15 protein-coding genes are annotated in these 22,049 nt (G+C 68.8%); 12 read left to right on the forward strand and 3 right to left on the reverse strand.

The annotated features are described in order from the left end of the window. Window positions 1–139 precede the first annotated feature (139 nt). A complete protein-coding gene (locus tag K8638_RS17995) occupies window positions 140–1,519 on the forward strand; it encodes a DEAD/DEAH box helicase family protein (RefSeq protein ID WP_223755772.1) in 1,380 nt (459 codons plus the stop codon). Window position 1,520: 1 nt separating this feature from the next. Then, the gene (locus K8638_RS18000) at window positions 1,521–2,732 is read left to right on the forward strand and encodes a DUF790 family protein (protein ID WP_223755773.1); all 1,212 of its coding nucleotides are present in this window, start codon (window positions 1,521–1,523) and stop codon (window positions 2,730–2,732) included. A gap of 17 nt (window positions 2,733–2,749) precedes the next feature. On the opposite strand, the gene K8638_RS18005 is transcribed toward K8638_RS18000, so the two are convergent. Next, window positions 2,750–3,118 carry a helix-turn-helix transcriptional regulator gene (locus tag K8638_RS18005; protein ID WP_164021868.1) on the reverse strand — a complete coding sequence of 123 codons (369 nt, stop codon included), beginning with the start codon at window positions 3,116–3,118 and terminating at the stop codon, window positions 2,750–2,752. A gap of 126 nt (window positions 3,119–3,244) precedes the next feature. On the opposite strand from K8638_RS18005, the gene K8638_RS18010 reads away from it, so the two are divergent. The 6 genes from K8638_RS18010 to K8638_RS18035 all read left to right on the forward strand — a co-directional run bounded on the left by K8638_RS18010 (window position 3,245) and on the right by K8638_RS18035 (window position 14,814). Continuing rightward, the gene (locus K8638_RS18010; protein ID WP_223755774.1) at window positions 3,245–3,622 is read left to right on the forward strand and encodes a response regulator; all 378 of its coding nucleotides are present in this window, start codon (window positions 3,245–3,247) and stop codon (window positions 3,620–3,622) included. A gap of 125 nt (window positions 3,623–3,747) precedes the next feature. Then, on the forward strand, window positions 3,748–9,432 hold the full coding sequence (locus K8638_RS18015; RefSeq protein ID WP_223755775.1) for an ATP-binding sensor histidine kinase: 5,685 nt from the start codon (window positions 3,748–3,750) through the stop codon (window positions 9,430–9,432). A 30-nt stretch (window positions 9,433–9,462) separates the two neighbouring features. Next, on the forward strand, window positions 9,463–10,008 hold the full coding sequence (locus tag K8638_RS18020) for a hypothetical protein (RefSeq protein WP_223755776.1): 546 nt from the start codon (window positions 9,463–9,465) through the stop codon (window positions 10,006–10,008). Continuing rightward, on the forward strand, window positions 9,989–10,561 hold the full coding sequence (locus K8638_RS18025) for an imm11 family protein (RefSeq protein ID WP_223755777.1): 573 nt from the start codon (window positions 9,989–9,991) through the stop codon (window positions 10,559–10,561). The genes K8638_RS18020 and K8638_RS18025 overlap by 20 nt, the downstream gene beginning before the upstream one ends. A 1,368-nt stretch (window positions 10,562–11,929) precedes the next feature. Beyond that, window positions 11,930–13,849: a serine/threonine-protein kinase gene (locus tag K8638_RS18030; RefSeq protein WP_223755778.1), complete on the forward strand. Its 1,920-nt coding sequence runs from the start codon at window positions 11,930–11,932 to the stop codon at window positions 13,847–13,849. Window positions 13,850–13,860: 11 nt separating this feature from the next. Continuing rightward, window positions 13,861–14,814 carry a DUF2381 family protein gene (locus tag K8638_RS18035; protein ID WP_223755779.1) on the forward strand — a complete coding sequence of 318 codons (954 nt, stop codon included), beginning with the start codon at window positions 13,861–13,863 and terminating at the stop codon, window positions 14,812–14,814. A gap of 19 nt (window positions 14,815–14,833) precedes the next feature. Here the strand turns inward: K8638_RS18035 and K8638_RS18040 are convergent, their stop codons facing one another. After that, window positions 14,834–15,496 (reverse strand): hypothetical protein, encoded by a 663-nt coding sequence (locus K8638_RS18040; protein WP_223755780.1) that lies wholly within the window; start codon window positions 15,494–15,496, stop codon window positions 14,834–14,836. Between the two features lie 115 nt (window positions 15,497–15,611). Here K8638_RS18040 and K8638_RS18045 point away from each other — a divergent pair, with 115 nt between their 5' ends. From K8638_RS18045 to K8638_RS18060, 4 genes are all read left to right on the forward strand, one after another. Then, entirely contained in the window at window positions 15,612–16,448 is an 837-nt protein-coding gene (locus K8638_RS18045) for a metallophosphoesterase (protein WP_223755781.1), read from the forward strand. A gap of 34 nt (window positions 16,449–16,482) precedes the next feature. Continuing rightward, window positions 16,483–16,869 (forward strand): nucleotide pyrophosphohydrolase, encoded by a 387-nt coding sequence (locus K8638_RS18050; RefSeq protein WP_223755782.1) that lies wholly within the window; start codon window positions 16,483–16,485, stop codon window positions 16,867–16,869. Between the two features lie 154 nt (window positions 16,870–17,023). Next, window positions 17,024–18,001, forward strand: a complete 978-nt coding sequence (locus K8638_RS18055) for an HNH endonuclease (protein ID WP_223755783.1) — start codon at window positions 17,024–17,026, stop codon at window positions 17,999–18,001. A gap of 116 nt (window positions 18,002–18,117) precedes the next feature. Continuing rightward, the gene (locus tag K8638_RS18060; RefSeq protein ID WP_223755784.1) at window positions 18,118–19,425 is read left to right on the forward strand and encodes a DUF418 domain-containing protein; all 1,308 of its coding nucleotides are present in this window, start codon (window positions 18,118–18,120) and stop codon (window positions 19,423–19,425) included. 179 nt (window positions 19,426–19,604) lie between these two features. Here the strand turns inward: K8638_RS18060 and K8638_RS18065 are convergent, their stop codons facing one another. Beyond that, window positions 19,605–21,842, reverse strand: a complete 2,238-nt coding sequence (locus tag K8638_RS18065; protein ID WP_223755785.1) for a M4 family metallopeptidase — start codon at window positions 21,840–21,842, stop codon at window positions 19,605–19,607. Between the last annotated feature and the right edge of the window lie 207 nt (window positions 21,843–22,049).

A 22,049-nucleotide genomic window follows, 5' to 3' on the forward strand; every position in this document is an offset into this window, starting at 1 on the left:
CTGGGTACCGTGAACGCCTGCTCGCCGCAAGCAACGGCTGAGGCCCAGGGTGCCGAGGGGACGGGCGATGGCCCTACCTTCCAGGTATTCTTGGTGGTGGCGAAACGCGGCTTGACGGGCTACTTCCCCCACCGCGCGAATGGCCAACCCCACCGAGCTCCACTTCGACTGCGGCACCCTGGTGGTACCCGTCCTGCCGGATGACGCACGCCTGCTCGCCCTGTTCCAGAAGGACGGGCGCACCGGGGTGTACCGCGCGCCGGCATGGCACTACCGCGACGTGGTGCTGCGGCTGCGCGAGCTGGGCCTGCCGTACGAGGACAAGGCGAAGCGCTTCGAGCCGCTGGAGCTGGCCCTCACCTCCCCCATCAACCCCTTCCCCCATCAGCGCGCGGCGCTGGACGCGTGGACGCGGGCGGGAGGCAGGGGCCTGGTGGAGCTGCCCACGGGCGCGGGCAAGACGCTGCTGGCGGTGCTGGCCATTGCCCACGTGAAGCGCCCCACCCTGGTCGTCGTCCCCACTCTGGACTTGATGGCGCAGTGGCAGGGCGTGCTGTCCCGCCACTTCTCCGTGCCGGTGGGCCTGCTGGGGGGGGGCGTGAGTGACAGGCAGCCGCTGACGGTGACGACGTACGACTCGGCGGCCTTGCAGACGGAGTTCCACGGCAACCGCTTCGGGCTGCTCATCTGCGACGAGTGCCACCACCTGCCGGCACCCAGCTACCGCTTCGTGGCGGAGGGCTCGCTGGCGCCGTACCGGCTGGGCCTCACCGCGACGCTGGAGCGCACGGACGGTGGCGAGCGCGTCTGCGAGGAGTTGCTGGGCCCGCGCGTGCACCGCTCGGACATCCGCGAGCTGCAAGGGGAGTACCTGGCGCCCTACGAGGTGAAGCGGGTGGAGGTGCCGCTGACGCCGGACGAGAAGGCCCGCTACGACGCGGCGCGCGCGCTCTACGTGGGCTTCGTGCGGAGGCTGGGGGTGCAGCTCTCCGCGCCGGACGGGTGGGCGCGCTTCCTGGCGCAGAGCCAGCGCAGCGACGAGGGCCGCGCCGCGTACCGGGCCTACCGCGAGCAGCGCCGGATTGCCCTCACCTCCAGCGCCAAGCAGGAGGTGCTGTGGCGCATCCTGCTGGAGCACCGCGAGGACCGCGTCCTCGTCTTCACCGACGACAACGAGACCGTCTACACGCTGGCGCGGCGTCTCTTGCTGCCCGCCCTCACGCACCACACGCCGGTGCCGGAGCGCAAGGCGCTGCTGGCGGCCTTCGCGAGCGGCGAGTTGCCGGTGCTCCTCACGTCGCGCGTGCTCAACGAGGGCGTGGACGTGCCGGACGCGCGCGTGGGCGTGGTGCTCAGCGGCAGCGGCAGCGTGCGCGAGCACGTGCAGCGGCTGGGGCGCATCCTCCGCAAGCGCCCGGGAAAGCGGGCGCTGCTGTACGAGGTGTGCTCGGCGCAGACGGCGGAGAGCGGCATCAGCGAGCGGCGGCGTCAGCACGGCGCCTACCAGGGGGAGGCCTGACGTGCTGACGCGGGAGCTGCTCAACTTCCGGGTGCGCGAGGGCATGCTGCGTCCCGCCTTCGTGAAGCGCACCGACGCGGCGCTGCTGGCCCTGGCCGGGGAGCTGCTCGCGGAGGTGGAGGCCTCACGCGGTGCACGGCTGGACGACCTGGAGGAGTCGCTCGGGCTGAAGGCCGGCGCCTTCACCCGGCCCAAGGTGGCCCGCGGGCTGGTGAAGCTGCTGCTGGACCGGCTCCTCTTCGACGAGCCCTCACCGGGCGTGGGTGAGGCGCGCTGGGAGCGGCTGAAGGCCGCGGCCCGGGTGCTGCGCGCGCTGCCGCCGGACGCGACGGTGGAGTCCTACGAGGCGCGGCTGGCGGAGGCGCTGCCCGTGCCGCTGCCCGAGGCGCGCGAGGCGCTCTACGCGGACCTCCCCGGGAATCGGCGGCTGGTGGGCTGGGACGGCGAGCCCCTCGGCGCGCAGGCGCTGGTGGACCGCTACAACCTGGCGCTGGCACAGGGACCGCTGCTGACGGCGCGGCGCCTCACGCTGCGGGCGCTCGCGCCGGAGCTGCTGCGGGTGCGAAAGGTGCTGCGGTGGCTGAAGTTCTGCCGGCTGGTGGCGGAGGTGAAGCGCGTCGGCGAGGACTGGACGCTGGACGTCGAGGGGCCGGGAGCCATGCTGGCCTTGCAGAAGAAGTATGGCCTGCAGCTCGCCTCGTTCCTGTCGGTGGTGCCGGTGTTGAAGCACTGGGAGCTGACGGCCACGGTGGAGACGGCGCGCACGCAGGCCACGCTGGCGCTGAGCGACAAGGACCCGCTGGTATCGCCGCTGCCCACCGCGCTGGGCCACGTGCCGGAGGAGGTGGCGTCGCTGGCGGAGGGCTTCGCGGATGACGCGTGGGAGGTGGACCTGACGCCGCTGCCCCGGCACATGGGAGCCGCCGGGCTGTGCGTGCCGGACCTGACCTTCCGTCACCGCGAGTCGCGGCGCGAGGTGGCGCTGGAGCTGTTCCACGCGTGGCACGCGAGGCCGCTGGCGCGCAGGCTGGAGGAGCTGCGCTCGCGGCCGGACGGAGGGCTGCTGCTGGGCGTGGACCGCGCGCTGGCGAAGGAGTCGGGGGAGCGAGAGGCGCTGGAGGCCCACCCGCAGGTGGTCCTCTTCAACGGCTTTCCGTCGGCGCGGAGGCTGCGCGAGCGGCTCGCGCGGATGGTGGAGGGGCCCGGGAGATGAGCGCCGTGGCGGCGGCTTCAGCTCCCCTTCGGTTTGAACTGCGCGGCGAGCACGCTGAGGATGCGGATGGAGCTGCGGTCCAGCTGGCGGGCGCGACGCATGAGGCGGCGCAGCTCGGCGGACTCGCCGTAGTCGCTCGGCGGTTCGGCGGCCCACTTCACTTCCTGCGACGGCTTCAGGCCCAGCGCCTCGTCGGCGGAGATGGAGAGCACCACGCACAGCCTGCGGAACGTCTGGATGCTGGGCAGCATGTGGCCGCGCTCCAGTCGCCCGTAGACTTCGCTCGCGATGCCGATGCGCTCCGCGACGTCTGCCTGCGTCAGGTTCAGGCGGGTCCGTGCGAGGCGCGCTGCTCCTCCGAGCCGGGATGCGAGGGTCTTTTCCATGGTCGTTAACCTACCGGGTCCGCCTATGTCGATATGACTTGAGAGGTTGGCATCCAAGAACTTCCTGGGTAGTCTTGTAGGCAAGCAACCTCGTGCATCGCGCCAGTCGCACGGGCTCTCGCGGTGATGGACTCGAAGAAAATGCTGACCTTCCTGTTCGTGGACGAAGACCCGCGCTCGCTCGCGGCGCTGCGGCGTCTGGTGAGAGACCTGCCGGGCTGCAAGCGCTTCGCGCGAGGCGCGGCGGAGGCGCTCGCCCTCGTGAGGGAGGAGGCTCCGGCGGTGGTGGTGAGCGGTGATTTGTTGCCGGATGGTGACGGACTGGGGCTGCTGGAGCTGGTGCGGGCGCGCTACCCGCGCACGGCCTGCGCGCTGCACGCGGTGACGCCCCCCGTGACTCCGCGCGCCCGCGGCATCACCTGGATGGACCGCGCCGCGCCACCCGCGGAGGTGCATGCCCTGTTGCGCGCGCTGGGGTCGGGGAGGGTGCTCCGGCCTGCTTGACGGGTTGGGTGGGCGGGGGCGCAGGAGGCTGGGGGCAGCCGGCGCTCCAGCCCGTCCCTCGGCGCGGCCGGCCATGGGAGCGGGCATTACGGACGCCCCGAGCGTGTCTAATTCATGACGTTCCCATGTACACGGTCACCGAGACGCTTCATGAGAGCAGCCGGACGCTCCTCTACCGGGGGCTCCGGGACAGCGATCGGCGCCCCGTCGTGCTCAAGGTGCTCGCGCCCGGGCACCGCCCGCAGGACCTCGAGCGCCTGAGACACGAGTACCAGCTCCTCGGCACGCTCCACCTCCCGCCCGCGGTAGCTCCCCTCGCGCTCGACACGTTTCGCGGCATGCCCGCGCTGGTCATGGAGGATTTCGGCGGCGCGTCGCTCGACGGCCAGCTCGGCCCCCCCATGGAGACGGGGCGGTTCCTTCCGCTCGCGATACGGCTCACAGCGGCGGTCGCGGAGCTCCACCAGCGCAACGTCATCCACAAGGACCTGAAGCCGCAGAACGTCCTGGTCCACCCCGGCACGGGAGAGGTGAAGCTCGTGGACTTCGGCATCGCCTCGCGCCTGCCGGATGAACATGGGCCCATTGGAAGCACGAGATGGATCGAGGGCTCGCTCCCCTACATGTCTCCCGAGCAGACGGGGCGCATGAACCGGAGCCTCGATCAGCGCAGCGACCTGTATTCGCTGGGCATCACGTTCTACGAGATGCTGACCGGGAGGCTGCCTTTCGAGGCGGAGGATCCGCTCGAGTGGGTGCACTGCCACATCGCCCGGTCGCCTCTGCCCCCGGCGGACGTGCTCGCAACGGTGCCCGAGGCCATCTCGGCCATCGTGATGAAGCTGCTCGCGAAGCAGCCCGAAGAACGCTTCCAGAGCGCAGCCGGGCTGCAACGCGACCTCGAGACCTGCCTCGCGCAATGGCGCGCGAGCGGGAGCATTGCGCCGTTTCCGCCAGGCGAACGCGACGACGGGGCCGACCGCTTCCAGATTCCGCGGAAGCTGTATGGGCGCAACGAGGAGCAGGCCGCCCTGCTGGCCGCCTTCGAGCGGGTCGTCGCCACGGGGACGCCGGAGCTGATGAAGGTCTCCGGGTACGCGGGCATTGGAAAGTCCTCACTGGTCCACGAGCTTCACAAGCCCATCGTCGCCGCTCGGGGACTCTTCGCGTCCGGGAAGGCCGCCCCCTATCAGCGCGACATTCCGTATGCGCTGGGGGTCCAGGCAGTCCGGGAGCTCGTGTTGGACGTCCTCGCCGGGAGCGAGGAGAGCATCGCCGAATGGAAGCAGCGGCTTCAGGCCGCACTCGGGAACCATGGCCAGCTCATCGTGGACGTGATTCCACCGGTGGAGCACATCATCGGCCGGCAGCCGCCGGTTCCCGAGCTGCCACCGACCGAGGCGCACAACCGCTTCCGTACCGTGTTCCGGCACTTCATTGGCGTCTTCGCACAGAAGCCACACCCCCTCACCCTCTTCCTCGACGACCTCCAATGGGCCGACTCCGGAAGCCTCGCACTGCTCGTGGATCTACTGACCCATCCCGAGCTGCGGTACCTCTTTGTCGTCGGGGCCTATCGCGACAATGAAGTGTCCGCCAGCCATCCCTTGATGCTGATGCTGGAGCGCCTGCGGAAGGCCGCCGCGCATGTCTCGAGCATCGTGCTCCGTCCACTCCAGGAGGCGCACCTCGCCGCCTTCCTCGGCGATGCGCTGCACTGCCTCCCCGAAGAAGCGGGGCCGCTCGCGAGGCTCCTGGAGGAGAAGACGGCGGGCAATCCGTTCTTCGCCATCCAGTTCCTCACCGCGCTCCATGACGAGCACCTCATCGCGTTCGATGCTTCCTCCAGGGCGTGGCATTGGGACATCGAGAAGATCCGCGCCAAGGGCTTCACGGACAATGTCGCCGAGCTCATGGCGGGCAAGCTCCAGCGGCTCCCCACTGCCACCCAGGAGGCCCTGAAGCTCGCCGCCGGCGCGGGCAGCAGCGTGGAGCTCGAGTTGCCCGCCACGCTGCTCGGCCGCGACGAGGAGGAGACCCGGACGGCCCTGTGGGAAGCCGTCCGTGCGGGCCTCCTCGTCTGCGCCGGGCGCCGTTACACGTTCGTCCACGATCGCGTGCGGGAAGCGGCCTATGCGCTCATCCCGGAGGAGTCGCGGGCCGCCGTCCATCTGCGGATTGGCCGGTTCCTGATGTCGCGATTCGGGGAGGCCCCGGCCGACGAGCGGCTGTTCGACCTGGTCACCCAGCTCAACCGCGGGGCCGGGCTCATCGTCGACGAGCGTGAGCGGGCCCTGCTCTGCCGGCTGGACTTCCGGGCCGGGCGGAGGGCGAAGGCGTCCAGCGCCTACGCGTCGGCCGTTGGCTACCTCACCCAGGCGGCGCGGCTGTTGCCGCCAGAGGCGTGGAGCACGCACTACGAAGAGACGCTCGCACTCCACCTGGAGCTCGCGGAGAGTGAGGTCCTGGTCGGCCACTTCCAGCAGGCCGACATGCTGTTCAGCCTGATGCTCGAGAAGGCGCGGACCCATCTTGATCGCGTCGAGGTCTGGACCCTCCGGATGCGCATGTATCAGGTCATCGGCAGACCGGGGGACGGGGTGACGTTGATGCTCGAGGGGCTCCGGCTCTTCGGGATGAGCCTCCCGGACGAGGACTCGGCCCTCGGGGGAGCGCTGGAAGCGGAGCAGCGGGAGGTCTCGCTCAACCTGCGGGGGCGCCGCATCGCCGACCTCGTGGACGCTCCGGTCGCGACCGACCCCAACGTGCGCGCCATCATCCGGCTGCTCGTCACGGCCATGCCCTGCGCGAACATCGGCCGGCCCAGGGTCTTCCCCCTGATTGTCATGCGGGCGTTGAACCTCTCCCTGCGGCACGGGAACACCGAGGACTCCTGCTTCACGTACAGCGCCTACGGCACGCTGCTCATCTCGGTCTTCGGCGACATTCCCTCCGCCTTCGAGTTCTCCGAGATGTCGATCCGGTTGAACGAGAAGTTCGGCGACCTCCGGCAGCGGGGAATCATCCTCTACCTGCATGCGCACTTCATCCACTGCTGGCGCAAGCCGATGTCCACCGTCACCCCCATCCTGGAGAGGGTCCTGCCCGCCTTTCTGGACGTCGGGGAGTTCGTGTTCGCCTCGTACCATGGCTTCTGGTCGACCTGGCTGGCGGTGGAGCGGGGCGACACGCTCGATGACGTTCTCCGGGAGGCCCGCAAATACGTGGCGTTCGCGCGCGAATCCCACAACGACGTCATGAGGGAGCTCATCACCGCGGAGCAGCAGTTCGTGGCAAGCCTGAAGGGACGGACGCGGGAGCTGGCGAGCTTCGACGATGAGCAGTTCAGCGAATCCGAATGCCATGCGAAGCTGGTCCGGGCGAACTTCGGCACCGGGCTCGTCGCCCTCCAGATTGCGAAGCAGGTCTCCGCCTTCATCTTCGGGCGGTACGACGAGGCGCTGGCATGCGCCGGGCGGGTGGCGCCGGAAATCGGGGCCGTGCTGGCCACGACCATCGAGGCCACCCACCACTTCTACCACGCGCTCACCCTGGCAGCGCTCCATCCGCGGGTCTCCGAGGAGCGGCAGCGCGAGTTCGCACGGCTCCTCACGGAGGAACTACGGAGACACGAGCTCTGGGCGCGGCACTGTCCCGAGAACTATCAGAACCGGTTTGCCCTGGTGTCCGCCGAGGTCGCGCGCATCGAAGGACGGGAGCTCGATGCCGAGCGCCGCTACGAGGAGGCCATCCGCTCCGCGCGGGACAACGGCTTCGTGCAGAACGAAGCGCTCGCGTGCGAGCTCGCGTCGAAGTTCTACCGGGGGCGAGGATTGCCGTTCGCCGCCGATGCCTACCTCCGCGAGGCCCGCTCGTGCTACTCGCGGTGGGGCGCCGATGAGAAGGTGCGGCAGCTCGACCAGCACCATCCCCAGGTCCGCGAGTCGCAGGCGCTCGCCCCCGCTGCCACGTTCGCCGCCCGGGCCGAGCAGCTCGACCTCCTCTCGGTGGTCAAGGCGTCGCAGACCATCTCCGGGGAGCTCGTCCTCGACAAGCTCGTGCGAACGCTGCTCCAGGTCGTGCTCGAGCAGTGCGGCGCACGGAGAGGCGCGCTCATCATTCCCAGGGACGGCGAGCTGACCCTCGAAGCGGAGGCCGCCTTCGACGAGCAGGGCGTGACGACGAAGCTGCTGCCGTCGGTGCCGGCCGCATCGTCCTCGCGCGTCCCGATTTCGCTCATCCAGTACGTGCGGCGGACGCGGGAGCGCGTGATTTTGAATGACGCCGTGCGGGCGCGGTATGCGTCGGACCCGTATCTTGCCCGCGAGAAGCCGAGGTCGGTGTTGTGCCTGCCCGTCCTCCGGCAGGCGGAGGTCGTCGCCATTCTGTACCTCGAGAACAACCTCGTCTCCGACGCATTCACGCCGGAGCGGCTGGCGACCCTGGAGCTGCTCGCCACCCAGGCGGCCATCTCGTTGGAGAATGCGCTGCTGCTGGCCAAGGAGCAGGCGGCACGGACGGCAGCGGAGGAAGCCGAACGCCGCGCGGCGTTTCTCGCCGAGGCAGGACAGCTCCTGTCCGAATCACTCGACTCCGGGGAAATCCTCGCGCGATTCAGCCGGCTCTGCGTGCGCTCATTCGCGGACTGGTGTCTGCTGGACGTGCTCGAGGCGGGCGGAGAGCTCCAGCGGGTGGCGGCGGCACATTCCGACGCCCAGCAGCGGAGTCCCCCCGGCTGGGACTCCCCCCCACCCGCCCTCTCCCTGGGCATCCAGCAGGCAGTGGAGCCGTCCCTCCTCCCGGAGGTTTCGGATGCGTCACTGCGAACGTCGCCCCTGGATGAGTCCTCGCGCGCGCTCCTCCAGGCGCTGGGCGCACACACGGCGATGGTCGTCCCGCTCGTGGCTCGAGGACAGCACCTCGGGGTGCTCACGCTCGCCTCGGCGAAGCCCGGCCGCCCATATGGGCGTGAGGACCTGGAGCTTGCCCGGGAGTTGGCTCAGCGCGCGGCGATCGCCATCGACAACACGCGGCTGCACCGCCGCACCCTCGAGGCCCTGCGCCTTCGCGAGGAGTTCCTCTCGGTCGCCTCCCACGAGCTCAACACCCCCATGACGTCGCTGTCGCTCTCGTTGCAGAGCGTGCTCCGCGCGACCCGGAAGGGGCGGACTCTCGAGCCCGACCTCCTGGACAGAACGGTCGACCTTGCATGGCGGCAGGGACAGCGGCTCAACCGCCTCATTGGCGAGCTGCTGGACGTGTCACGAATCGAGTCCGGGAGCCTCGTCCTGGAGCTCTCCGAGGTGGACCTCGCGTCCCTCGCGCGTGAGGTGGTCCAGCGGTTCACATCGGATCTCACCCAGACCCAGTCCTCCGTGACGATTCGAGGCGCGCCCTCGGTCATGGGCCGGTGGGACCGCTCACGCATCGACCAGGTGCTGACGAACCTGCTCTCGAATGCCCTGAAGTTCGGCGGTGGGAAACCCATCGAAATCGACATCACACAGGACAACGGGACGGCGCGCCTCGCCGTGACGGACCGGGGCATCGGCATCGACTCGTCCCGGCAGGCCCGGATCTTCGAGCGCTTCGAGCGAGCGGTTTCAGTGCGCCACTACGGCGGTCTCGGGCTGGGTCTGTACATCTGCCGGAGAATCGTCGAGGCCCATGGCGGCTCCATCCGGGTCGAAAGCCATCCGGCGCAAGGTGCCACCTTCACGGTCGAGCTCCCCCGCATGCCGCCGCCGGAAGCCGCGGACACGCGGCCCGCTTCGACGCACCTGCGTGCTCCGGGCGAGCTCGAGCACTGATTCCACCGGGGAAAAGTGAGGCAGCGCGCGTTGGTCGACGGCTGGCGGCAGGTCAGCAAGAAGATCGTGCCCGGCGCGAAGCTCATCGCCACCGATGCCAGGTGCTACTCCGTCATGCAGTTGAACGTAGCCCTCAACGAGGCGGAGCGAGACGAAGGGCGCTCATTGCTCGCGTCCTCGGGCGGCTACGTCGACGGAGCGCAAGGCAGGAACACGCCCTCGTCGTACGAGCGAATCTGCCAGCGGCAGAGCGACCCGGACGGATGCCTCCGTCTCATTACAGGAGGCTTCACCTTCGGCCCGATGGAGCGGCGCATGATGGCGCTCTACTTCGCCATCGATACCGTCTGGGATGGAGTGGAAGAAGCCATCAAGGACCATGCGAACCCGACCGCACTCCGCGCGTTGGTGACGACCCTGATAGGAAGGGCGCTCGTCACGTTGGTGGCACCCGAGCCCATCATGAAGTTCGTCGCTATCGCCCTGACAGCATCCCTCATCGCAGGAAGGAACCCTGCTGCGTCAACTCATCACGAAGGACCCCGGAGCCTGAAACATGGCAAGGCGCTTCTTTGACCTGAAGATCGATGTGAATGTGCCAGGGCGTTGGTATCTAGCGGAGCCGACCAACCTCGCAGGAGAGGAAGTAGAAGACATCTGGGCATTCATGCAGGGGCGACCGGTTGAGATAACCGAACGGCTGCGCATTCCCATCTTCAGGCCCGGCAAGCCGCTTGACATCGAGTTTGCCGGAGCTGGGCAAACCCCGATCATCAGTGGGCGGGTGGCGTCCGTATTCCGCGAGATGGCGCCCCAAGACGTACAGCTCTTCCCTGTTGAGGTCGAGGGTCAATCAGAGCCCTACTTCTTGCTGAACGTCGCGCGGGAAATCCGGTGCATCGATGATGCAGCCTGCGAGGCGGTGCAGTACTTCACCAAGGAAGATGTGCGCTCGGACAAGGCCGGGCAATACCGGTCTGTCGCCGGCCTGCGCATAGACACATCGAAAGTCGGTGACGCCCGCGTGTTCCGGCTCTGGGGCTACCACGTGTCCATCATCGTCAACGAAGAGCTCAAGGAAGCCCTGGAGCGGGTCGGCATCCTCGGTGGCCGTTTCGACGAGGTCTGAATCGGTCCGCGTCCGTACGGTCGACCGGACTTTCCCGGAGGATATTGGCCGCCTCCCACAGATGGGACTCCAGTTCCCCGAGCGTCACGGGACCGGGCGCTGGGTCTTGCGTCTTTGGGGGGGCTGCCACCGCCGAATGAACGAGCTGTTCCGGCCGGGCCTTCATTCGTTTCTGGGTACACATGACGTGGAGGCTTAGAGCTGCACTCCTCTATCAGGAGTTGCCCGGCTTCGCCGATGGGTCCGCGCAGGCAGGGTACCTTCCCGCGGCCAACGGGGAGAGCCATGCACTGGAAGACGGCCGTGAGGTGGTTGCTGGCGAATCCCGAGAAAGCCGCAGCGCAAATCACCGAGGACGAGGAGTGAGCACGCGCGCGATAGCTGGCGCGGTCATCGGCCTGCTACTGCCCTTGCCTCTGGTGTTGCTGCTGCTCAACGCGGGAAGCCCCCCTCAACCTCCGCCCGAGCCAGGAGCCCTGCCCGTCAGCCCGGTCCTCGAGTTCGAGGAGAAGATGCGCCTGCAGACGTACCACCGCCACTGCCGCGACGGCTCGGAGTGTGAGCCGCCGCTGAGCTGCCTGTCCGACATCCGGAGGCGGTGGACCTGGTGTACCGACAGCCAGTGCATGACGGACGTGCAATGCCCCGAAGGAGAGGTCTGCCGGAGCGTGGAGGCCGTGGGCGGAGGGCGGCTGGTACGGCTTTGCGTCACCGTGGGCGAGCGCCAGGAGGGTCAGCCATGCTGGAGCACGCCCACCACCCGGGATACCGCATGCGGCTCAGAGCTGCTGTGCGGAGGGGAAGGCTGGTGCGCCCGGCCCTGCGGGAGGCAAGGCACGCCCCCCTGCCCGGAAGGCTTCTTCTGCGCCAACGTGGCGCCCGAACCCCTCTGCCTTCCGACCTGTGAGGGACGAAGCTGCCCCGAGGGCCAGCGGTGCGTGCGGCATGATGACGGGGTTTCAGCGTGCGCCGTCGTGTATGGCCACAACTGTCAGGACGACCCCACCTGCACGGAGTGCGACGTGGCCGCCTTCCCACAATCCCCCGGACAGGTGTGGATGGAGTGCGTCCGGCGATGCGACCTGGACGGCCTCCCACCCTGCCCCGAGGGGAGCGCCTGCGGCTGGCTGCAATGCCGCCCGACCTGTACCGCGAAGCCCAACTCCTGCGGCAAGGGGTTCTACTGCGCGCGAGCCGACGAGGACCGCCCCCCGATCTGCATGCCGGAGTGGATGAGGTCCAAGGATTGACCGCGGCGGCCTCACTCTACCCACTACGTCCAGTCCATGTTAATCAACCTTCCCGGGCAGGTGCCCTCCCGTCATGGAGGCTCACGCCACCCGCCCCCGGCTCGGGAGGTTGCGTCACATGGGACAGGGCGCCAGGAAGGTGGGAGTGGGCGTGTGGCACCTGCTGGCCGTGCCGGACGGCACCGACATCGGCGGCTTCACGGTGGAGGGGCTGCTGGGCACGGGGGCCTCCGGCGCGGTCTACCGGGCCCGGCGCGGCGGAGCGCATTTCGCCCTCAAGCTCCAGCCCCTGAAAGGGCTCGCTGGCTGGGCCGAGCGCGAGGTCTCCATCCTCCTGCGCCTCAAGCACCCCAACGTGGTGGGCTTCCGTGCCTGCGGCACGTGGCCGGACCTCGCGCCCCGCGGGTTCTACCTGGCCATGGAGCTGGTGGAGGGCCGGCCCCTGCACCTGTGGATGCACGAGGAGCCCCTCGACGCGCGCCGGGCCCTCCTCCTCCTGCGGGGGCTGGCTCGGGGGCTGGAGGTCGTCCACGCGGCGGGGGTACTGCACCGCGACATCAAGGAGTCCAACATCGTGATTCGCGCGTCGGACAGCGAGCCGGTGCTGGTGGACTTCGGCGTGGGCGACTACCCCGGCGCTCCGCGCCTCACGCAGGGGGTGCTGCCTCCAGGCACCCCGCTCTACCGCAGCCCGGAGGCCCTGGCCTTCCGCGAGACGCACTGGCGCCAGCCCGAGGCCCGCTACACGTCCGCGCCCACGGACGACCTGTTCGCGCTGGGGGTCGTCCTCTACCGCGTGCTCACCCGGCAGTACCCCTTCCCCGACGTGGACTTCGCCGGAGCGGCGGCGCTCGAAGCTCCGCCCATCCCTCCGCATGAGGCCAATTCCCGGGTGCCCCAGGTGCTGAGCACGCTGTGTCTCCGGCTCCTCTCCCGGGAGCCCGGGGAGCGCGGCAGCGCCCAGGCGCTCCGCGAAGAGGTGGAAGCGCTGCTGGCGGGCGTGGACACCCACTGGGAGGTGCCGCTGCACGACAGGGCCCCGGAAGGGCCCGTGGCCGGCCTCCGGAGCACACCTCGAGTGATGAAGGCGGGGAGCCCAGGCCCACGAGACCACCGGACCCGCACCGTGGACGGGCTCGTGGAGCCGGAAGCGGGCCCCTCAGGCCCGCGCATGGAAGCATTCGCGCAGCCCGCGCCGCTCAGGCCTTCAGAGACGCCACGAGCGGGCGTCGCGCGGAAGCCTACCGGCCGCTCGAAGAGGACTCGGGTCTGGCTCCGGACAGGGGTGCTCGCTGGACTGGGGGTGTACCTGACGGCGGTCCTCGCACAGGCGCCCTCCGAGGAGCCCAGGAAACAAGAGGAGCCACCGGACACGAGCGCCGTGGTGAATCGGGAAGTGGCGCGCGCCGCCCGAGGGCTGGAACCTGCCGAAGCCGCGCCGCCGCCCCTGGCGGTGTCCACCTCCGCGGCCGCCGCTCCGGCGGCGTCACAGCAGGAGCCCGACATGCCCATGAAGCCGTCCCCTTCCACCGATACGCCCACGCCCCCGGGAGGATGGGGGCCGCTGGGGCGCACCCTGGCCGCCGCCGCCGCTTGCACGGGGCTGGCCTGCTCCAGCGGGCCCCAGATGAGGCCGCCGCCTCGCTCCGAGCCGTGTCCCCCGGGCGCGGTGGAGGCCATGCAGGAGCTCGGCATTGATGTCGAGAGCGGGCAGGACGGCTCCGCCACGTTCGCCACATCCAAGCAACCGAACCATGTGCTCACCGTGCGTGACGGGCCTGTCCGGATCCGGGTGGGCATCGGCCTCGGCCGGCTGAACAACGGCACGGTGTCCGGGCGGCTCTTCGTGTCGGACCGGGTGTACGGCTACTTCGACCAGGGGAGCACCCGAGACGGACAGACCTACCCGGTATGCTTCATCTTGAGAACTGCGCCGGTGCGTGACCGGGGAGTCCCCAGGGAGCCCGGAGACGACAGCCCCGACTCCGCCCGCATCTACTCCGAGGTGGAACTGGAGGCGGTCCCCCGCTTCGAGTGAGTCCAACGCTCATGTCCCGCGCTCCTCCCCTTCCCCTCCTCGTGCTCTCGCTGCTCCTTGCCGCCAGTGCCGCCGGACAATCCGCCGTGGGGAAGAGGGGGGAAGGAGCGCGCGTCATCGAGCTGGGCGCGGAGCCCGCGCGTCAGCCGCCAGAGCTACGCATCAGCCCCACCCTCAGCACCGTGGTGCTTTTCGACACGCCCCCGACAAGCGTAGAGGTGAAGGAGCCCCGGCACTTCCGCCGCGTACGACTGGCCGGAGACACCCTCACCCTGGTGCCGTCCGCAGGGCTTACGGAGGGAGCACGATTGACGCTGACTCTGCACTTTCAGGATGGCCAGATGCAGGAGCGCGCGGTGTTGACGCTGCTGGTGGACGAGGACGCGGCTGAGCGAGAGGTGGAGGTGCGTCGCCGCCCGCGGCCCAGGGAGCGCGACCCGATGCAGCTGGAGGACCTGCACGAGGAGAACCAGCAACTGCGGCAGGCCCTGGAGGCGCTGCGCGAAGAGAACCGACGGCTGCGACAAGACATGGGCCCTCTTTTCTCCGCACGGGATTGCTCCGTCGGTCTCGGCGGGTTGTTCACGAACGGGCCGCTGAAGAAAGCAGACCTTGCCGTGCGTCCGCTCGCGACCCGGAACATCAGTCTCCCGGAGCAGCCCATCGAGGTACGTGCGGCCTGGACCTATCGCCTCGGCTCACAGGCGGCGTTGCTGCTGGAGTTGGAGAACACCTCCAGCGCCCAGTCCTGGCAGGCCGGAGGCGCGCGACTGGAGAGTCCGGAGGGCGCGAATGTGAAGACGCTGGACGTATGGATGGAAGCGAACCTGGGACCGGGCGAACGGGGGCACCTCGTCCTGGGGGTGGAACCCAGGGGAAACGAGTTGCGAGGCTCGTTCACGCTGAAGCTCCAGGATTCGGAGGGAGGCCAGACCGTCACGCTACGCGACGTCGTCTTTCCGTGACTTCACCACCGCGCCCAGGTCACGCGACCTCTTCGTCCCGCGTGCCCATGCGCGCGTCCTCGATGACCACGTAGCCCTGCTCGCGCACGACGCGGCACCGGCTCCCCGCGCGCACGGCGTCGAGCGCTTCCGGCAGCACCTCTGGACGCGCCGCGAGCAACAAGGGGACGTAGCGGCCCGCCGCGACGTTCTCCAGCGCGCCGGACACCTCGTAGAGCGTCGGTGTGCTCAGGTCCGGCTCGCACTCCAGGTGGCAGAAGGACGCTTCCAGCGCACGACTCATGGCCAGGAAGAGCCCCCGGGCCCGCGCCCAGGCGGCGGGGTGCTCCTTCTGCCAGGTGAACCGCTCCGAGTCCTCATAGACGGCCACGGTGGTCAGGTCCGACCGGTGGTAGTTCCAGAGCAGCACGGCCAGAGAGCCCCGGAGGTGCTCGCGGGCATACCGGAAGTGAACGGCCACGCCCTGCCAGCCCTCCGCCTGCTTCAGCGCGTCCGCGACGCTCCGGCACGGCTCGGTCCTCCCCGTCCAGACATGCATCTGGAGCCGGGCCTCCAGCGCCAGCTCCTCGCACTCGTCCTCGGCGAGGACGAGGTCCTCGACCTGGAGGACGGGCTCGAGCCGATGCATGACGTCCGACCGGGTCATCGGCAGGGCGGGAAAACGTACGTAGTAGTCCTTCACTCCAGGAGTCCCCCTTCCGGGCACGGCGGATCATGACCCAACCCGGCGACAATCCGAAGGGCAAGCCGGTGACGACGCCCGCCCTCTCGCGCGCTAAGGTGGCGGGCTTCGCGCCATGAAGCTCTACGCCATCAGTGACCTGCACCTGCGCCACACCGACAACCGTCAGGCGCTCCAAGCGCTCCCCGCCCACCCGGACGACTGGCTCATCGTCGCCGGTGACGTCGGGGAGACGCTGGCCGAGATGGAGCTGATGCTGCGCACCCTGACCGAGCGCTTCCGGCAGGTCATCTGGGTGCCGGGCAACCACGAGCTGTGGACGCTGCCCTCGGAGCAGCCCCCCTTGCGCGGAGAGGCGCGCTACCAGCGGCTGGTGTCACTGTGCCGGAGCTACGGCGCGCTCACGCCGGAGGACCCCTACCCGCGCTGGCCCGGCGAGGGGCCGCCGCGCGTCCTCGTCCCCATGTTCCTGGGCTACGACTACTCGTTCCGCCCGGACCACGTGCCCGAGGGCAAGGCGCTGGAGTGGGCGTGGGAGGAGGACCTGCTGTGCACGGACGAGGTGCTCCTGCACCCCGAGCCGTACCTCAGCCGCTCCGCCTGGTGCGCCGCGCGCGTGGAGTCCACGCTGGCACGCCTGCAGGCGCTGCCCCCCGACTGCTCCACCATCCTCATCAACCACTACCCGCTGCGCTACGAGCACGTGCGCCTGCCGCGCATCCCCCGCTTCTCCATCTGGTGCGGGACGAAGCGCACCGAGGACTGGCACACCCGCTTCCGCGCGGAGGTGGTCGTCTCCGGGCACCTCCACATGCCGGCCACGCTCTGGCGCGACGGCGTGCGCTTCGAGGAGGTGTCGCTCGGCTACCCCATGCAGTGGAAGTACCGCGGAATGACGCTGGAACGCGGCCTGCGGGAAATCCTCCCCGGTCCGGCGGTGCGGCCGCTCTGACGCTTGCAAGCCCGGCTGCTGCTACCTTCAGCACATGACCGACTCGGGTAACTCGCCGCCCTCCGACCCGTTCGACGCGCTCATCCGTGAACTGCGCGCATTCGCCGCCGAACGAGAGTGGGCGAAGTTCCACGACCCCAAGAACCTTTCGATGGCAGTTGCCTCGGAGGCAGGGGAACTCGTTGCCATTTTACGCTGGATTCGCAACGAGGAGGCAGACGCCTTCGCCCGGGATCCCGAGAACCACGCGCGTCTCAAGGCGGAGATCGCGGACGTCGCCATCTCACTCCTGCTGCTATGCGATCGCACCAGCATCGACCTTCGGCAGGCCATCCTCGACAAGCTTGAGGTCAATCGCAGGAACTATCCCGTCGAAAGTTCCAGAGGCCGGTCGGACAGGCCCGGGCGCTCCAGGTCATGAAGCCAGCCAGAGTGACACGTTCCGTGCGTGTGCCCCCATAGGGCATGTGCGTATGAGATGACCTTGGGAGTCCTGGTGAGCAATCCAGCGCTCCACTCCTGTACGGGCTGGCCAGCCTCCACGGCTGGCTTCTGGCGCCCCGCCAGGAGGCCCCGTGTCCGTCTACCTTGTTCCAGCAGACCGCAAGAACCTGGATAAATCGATCGAGAGGGACGTTCCTCCAAATCTGCTCACCGATGTGCCCAAAGACATTGTCATGGAGATCCAGGCCAGGGCTGGAGCGGAGGGGATCCGCTGCTGGGCGATGACCTCAGCCCTGCGCGCCTCTTTCGAGAAGATGCAGCCGGGGGATCTCGTTCTTCTGTCGGAATCGGGCACAGGGCGCTTCACGTATGCCGCATGGGTGACCTTCAAGCTGGAGAACAAGACGCTGGGTGACGCCCTTTGGCCGTTCAAAGGCCAGAACTCCTGGGAACTCATCTACTTCCTGCGCGACATCCAGCCGCTCGACGTCCCCAAAGCCGACCTCGTCAAGCAACTCGGCTACCAGGACAACTACAAGGTCTACAGCACGATTCGCGTGCAGGACACGAAGCTCCAAGCCTTTGAGGACCAACATGGCTCGCTAACGGAGTGGCTGAGGATCTTCGAACTTCCTCCGCAATTCGAGGAGCCTGCCGGCCCCCTTCCCATCGCGGCCGAACCAGCGGCAACGGACTACTCGGCCTCCGACATCACCGGGAAGGCGAAGCGGCGACAGAGGTACGCTCAGTTCGCAAAGAAGGTGAAGGCGAACTACCAGAACGCTTGCGCGATGTGTGGCATCACCGAGAAAGAGTTCCTCGTCGCAGGGCACATCGTCGCCTGGGCCATGGATGAGCAGCAGCGACTCAATCCCGCCAATTGCATGTGCCTCTGTGTCCTTCATGACCGCGCCTTCGAACGAGGATTCATCATCCTTGATGAGGAGTTCCACATACGGCTGACCCACCGAGTCGACCGCGCCTCGCACCTGGGCACTCGATTGAAAGAAGTCGAGGGCCAACGCATCCGACTTCCAGTTGGACCTCAACCATCACGCGACCTGCTCAAACGACATCGGGAGCTGTGCCTGCGAATGCCCGCGCGATGAGTTCCCGGCCACGCCGCTCATGACGCAGAGCAGCGCGGTGTGGGCCCGTGGGATGACGCGAACGCGGAGAGTTCGCCTGGGTTGACGGTGGGCGGAGGGTTGCGTCTGCTGGGCGCATGGCCGACTCGCCTCCTGCCGTGCCGGATGCCAGCGCCACCCGCCCGGTGGATGCCGCCGAGCGCATCGTCCTCCTGGACGTGCTGCGCGGCTTCGCGCTCTGCGGGGTCTTCCTCTCCAACACCGTCACCCACTTCAGCGGTCAGAGTCTCCTCCCACGGCAGGGCAACGCCGCGCGCCCGCCGCTGGAGTCCGCCCTCGACACGCTCTTCGGCGTGCTGGTGAACGGGAAGTTCCTCACCCTCTTCACCTTCCTCTTCGGCCTCGGCTTCTCCATCCAGCTCTCGCGCGCGGAGGAGCACGGCGTCGCCATCGTCCCCCTGTACTCGCGGCGCCTGGCCGCCCTGCTGCTCATCGGCCTCGTGCACCTGCTCTGCTTCTGGCACGGCGACATCCTCCACCTCTACGCGGTGCTCGGCTTCTTCCTCCTCGCCTTCCGCCACCGCTCGGACCGCACGGTGCTGGCCTGGGCCGCGGCGTTGCTCATCACCGTCCCACTGCTGGTCCCCGCCATCACCCGCTTCGGGCCCCTGCTCACGCTGGGCCCCGAGGCCGCCGCCGCCCTGTCCCGCGCCACCCGCGCGAGCGACGCGGACCTGCGCGCCCAGACCTTCGCCGCCCTCTCCAGCGGCTCCTTCCTCGACGCCCAGCTCGCCAGCGCGCACTACCTCGCACGCACCTTCTGGAGGCCCCTCCTCGCCGTGGATGCGGCCGCCATCCTGGGCAAGTTCCTGCTGGGCCTGCTCGCCGGCCGGCATGCCCTGCTGCACGACGTGCCCCGCCGCCGCTCCTGGCACCGCCGGCTGCTCGGAGGGGGCCTGGTGATGGGCGTGCTCGGCACCGGCGCCGTCGCCTTCATCCAGCACCTGCGCGCGCGCGGGCTCGTGGATCCGGCGGTGGACCCGTGGATGTTCACCATGGCGTGGCTGCACGAGGTGGGCTTCCTCGGGCTCGCCGCGGTGTACGTGGCCGGGCTCTCCCTGCTCTTCCAGCACCCGGCGTGGCAGCGGGGCCTGTCCGTGCTGGCCCCGGCGGGCCGCATGGCCCTGACGAACTACCTCACGCAGACCGTGCTCGGCCTCTGCCTCTTCAACGGCTACGGGCTCGGGCTCATGGGCCGGCTGCCGGCCTCGCGCCTCCTCGGGCTCGCGCTGGCCGTCTTCACCGTGCAGGTGGCGCTCAGCCATCTCTGGCTGGCGCGCTTCCACTTCGGCCCCGCCGAGTGGCTGTGGCGCTCGCTCACCTACGGCCAGCCCCAGCCGCTGCGCCGCCAGCCCGCCGACACTCCCGCGCCCGCGGCCTTCTGACGGCCACCGGCTCCAGGCACGAAGCCCCGGGTGCCGCGCGCAGCGTCCTGCCCAGGACAGCGCCCAGCGCTCGCCCCTGAAGCACCGCCCCTGGGAAGCACGAAGCCCCGGGCGCCGCGTGAAGCGGTACGCCCGGGGCCTCGTGGACGCGGCTCGCGCCGCGCCGTCACGTCAGGGGACTACCACTGCTTGTTGTACGAGGCGATGAGCGCGAGCTCGGTGTAGCCGCCCTTCGCGCCGTAGACCTCGATGTAGTACTTGCCGGCCGGCACGTTGTTGAGGTTGCACACCTCGGACATGTGCTCCTTCACGCTGCGGCAGTCGTAGTCGAACTTCGTCGGGGCCCCGCCGAGCTTCACGTACAGGTCGGGGTTGCCGTAGCCCTGGCCCGTCTGGATGCGCAGGGTGTTGGTGCCGGAGCCGGGCTTGTACTCCGGGACCTGGATGGTGAACACCGTCGAGGAGCCCGCCGCGCCGTCGAAGAACTTGTAGGGCACGCCGCTCTCGATGGGGATGTAGCCGCCCTTCCACGTCACGGACAGCGTCACGCCGGAGTACGCGCTGTAGCCGTTCAGCATCACGTACCAGGTGCCGTGCTGCGGCGCCGCGAACGCGCAGGACTCGTTGTTGCCCGAGCGGTACGGACGGCAGTCGTAGGTGGTGGTCGTCGGCGCGTTGTTGAAGCGCACGTACATGTCCGCGTCACCCGTGCCACCGGACATGGTGAACGCCAGGTCGTACGCACCCTCGGGAATCGTCACGGAGAAGTACTGCTTCCCACCGCGAGCGCCGGACAGGTCCGTGGCGGGCACGTCCTTCTCAATCGGGGTGGAGACGGGAGGAGGAATGGGCACGCCCACGCCCACGGCCTTCCACGCGCTGGTCACCGAGGCGATGGTGGCGGCGTCATAGCCGAGCTGCTGCGCGGCCTGCTCGGTGGCGGCCTTCGCGGCCTCGAAGTTGGAGGACGGCAGGAGGAGGTCGGCGTTCGCCTTGTAGAAGATGCGCGCGGCCTTCTCGATGCCGATGCCCGCGACGACCTCGGTGGACCGCCCACGCGGGTGCGTGCCGCCCTGCGACAGCAGGTAGAACGCCAGGTTGGAGATGCCCGAGCTGTAGTGCACGTCCACGCCGGACTGGTAGTCGTGGTAGTGGTCCAGCGAGACGCCGTCAATCGTCGGGCTGTGCATGTAGCGGAGCGCATCGTTCGGGATGCTCGGCGTCCACACGTCGTCGCCAATCAGCCAGTGGCGGGCGGAGACGTCGCCCGCGCCGTCGCCGTACCACTCGCACACGGCGCCGAAGATGTCGGACATGGACTCGTTCAGACCGCCGGACTCACCCGAGTAGATGAGGTCCGACTCGTTGTCCGTCACGGCGTGGGTCAGCTCGTGCGCCGTCACGTCCAGCGAGTTGGCCAGGTTGCTGGCGTTGACGTTGTCGCCATCGCCGTACACCATCTGCGTGCCGTCCCAGAAGGCGTTCACGTAGTTGACGCGGTGGTGCACGGTGCTGATGAGCGTCGCGCCCGCGTTGTTGATGGAGTCGCGGCCGAAGAGGCTGTTGTAGCAGTTGTAGACGGTGCCCAGGTGGTCGTAGCTGGTGTTGACCACGGGGTCGGCCACGGGGGCCTCGCCCTCGAGGCGGGCCACGGGGCCCGGCAGCGTGCTCAGGTTCTTGCCGTCGTGCAGGCGGCGGTTGAGCGCCTCGTGGATGGTCGGGATGCGCAGCTGCACGTCGCCGTTGCGCGCGTCGACCAGGAGGATGTCGCGCACGGGCGTGCCGTCCCGCTTCTCGCCCGTCTGGAGGACCTTGTACATCAGGCGCAGCTCGTCGCCGTCACGCCAGTAGACCAGCTCGGCCTCCGGGTGGGTGACGAAGCCCTCGAGCGCGTCGCGGTCCGAGGCCGCGGAGGCCACGGCCGTCTCGGCGACGATGCCGGGCTTCGCGTCCGCCTTCAGGTCGCTGCGGACGTTGGTGTTCGCCGCGAAGACCTGCCCGGCGCGCACGTGCAGGCGGAACTCACCGCCGAACACCGGGATGTCGTTGTGACGCACGGCATACCGGAAGTGGCTGTCACCCTGCGGATCCGTATAGCCCTTCGTGAAGACCAGGTTGGCCGGGGCCAGGTGGAACACCGGGGCCAGCGCCTCCACCACGGGGACCAGGGCCGCCTGCTGCAGGGCCGCCGCGCCCGCCGCCGGGAGCTCCGGCGCCGCGCCCAGGTTGCCCGTCACGAACGTGGCCACACCGGCCGAGTCCTTGGAAACGACGTTGTGCCCGTTCTCCAGCGCCGCGCTCTTCGCGGCCTCTCCGGTCTTGTTCGACTCGGGGGTGGGGGTGGACTCATTGCAGCCGACAACAACCGACAGCGCCGCGATTCCGAGTGCTCCTCGCACCCGCTTGTTCTGCACCATGTAATCCTCCTAAGCGGAAAGATTAGGAAGCATGGTGGCACAGACGTTACAGTTGTTTCAAGGTTGCGAGATTATTTTAGTTTCTCGCGAATTCTTAGATTGCAGGTCATGCCATGAAAGCCCAAAAGTTCCATGGACTTACACCGGGTGAAGTAAAACCCCGGAGATTGTGACAGAACGTGATGGGTCACATCGGATACCCCGTTT

The sequence above is a fragment of the Myxococcus sp. RHSTA-1-4 genome, from assembly GCF_020037125.1.
Lineage (GTDB): Bacteria > Myxococcota > Myxococcia > Myxococcales > Myxococcaceae > Myxococcus.

What these genes read in the sequence shown, in the direction of transcription:
- K8638_RS17995 (WP_223755772.1), top strand. Translation starts at nt 140, where the DNA reads ATGGCCAACCCCACCGAGCTCCACTTCGACTGCGGCACCCTGGTGGTA.
- K8638_RS18005 (WP_164021868.1), bottom strand. Translation starts at nt 3,118, where the DNA reads ATGGAAAAGACCCTCGCATCCCGGCTCGGAGGAGCAGCGCGCCTCGCA.
- K8638_RS18010 (WP_223755774.1), top strand. Translation starts at nt 3,245, where the DNA reads ATGGACTCGAAGAAAATGCTGACCTTCCTGTTCGTGGACGAAGACCCG.
- K8638_RS18015 (WP_223755775.1), top strand. Translation starts at nt 3,748, where the DNA reads ATGTACACGGTCACCGAGACGCTTCATGAGAGCAGCCGGACGCTCCTC.
- K8638_RS18025 (WP_223755777.1), top strand. Translation starts at nt 9,989, where the DNA reads ATGGCAAGGCGCTTCTTTGACCTGAAGATCGATGTGAATGTGCCAGGG.
- K8638_RS18030 (WP_223755778.1), top strand. Translation starts at nt 11,930, where the DNA reads ATGGGACAGGGCGCCAGGAAGGTGGGAGTGGGCGTGTGGCACCTGCTG.
- K8638_RS18035 (WP_223755779.1), top strand. Translation starts at nt 13,861, where the DNA reads ATGTCCCGCGCTCCTCCCCTTCCCCTCCTCGTGCTCTCGCTGCTCCTT.
- K8638_RS18045 (WP_223755781.1), top strand. Translation starts at nt 15,612, where the DNA reads ATGAAGCTCTACGCCATCAGTGACCTGCACCTGCGCCACACCGACAAC.
- K8638_RS18050 (WP_223755782.1), top strand. Translation starts at nt 16,483, where the DNA reads ATGACCGACTCGGGTAACTCGCCGCCCTCCGACCCGTTCGACGCGCTC.
- K8638_RS18060 (WP_223755784.1), top strand. Translation starts at nt 18,118, where the DNA reads ATGGCCGACTCGCCTCCTGCCGTGCCGGATGCCAGCGCCACCCGCCCG.
- K8638_RS18065 (WP_223755785.1), bottom strand. Translation starts at nt 21,842, where the DNA reads ATGGTGCAGAACAAGCGGGTGCGAGGAGCACTCGGAATCGCGGCGCTG.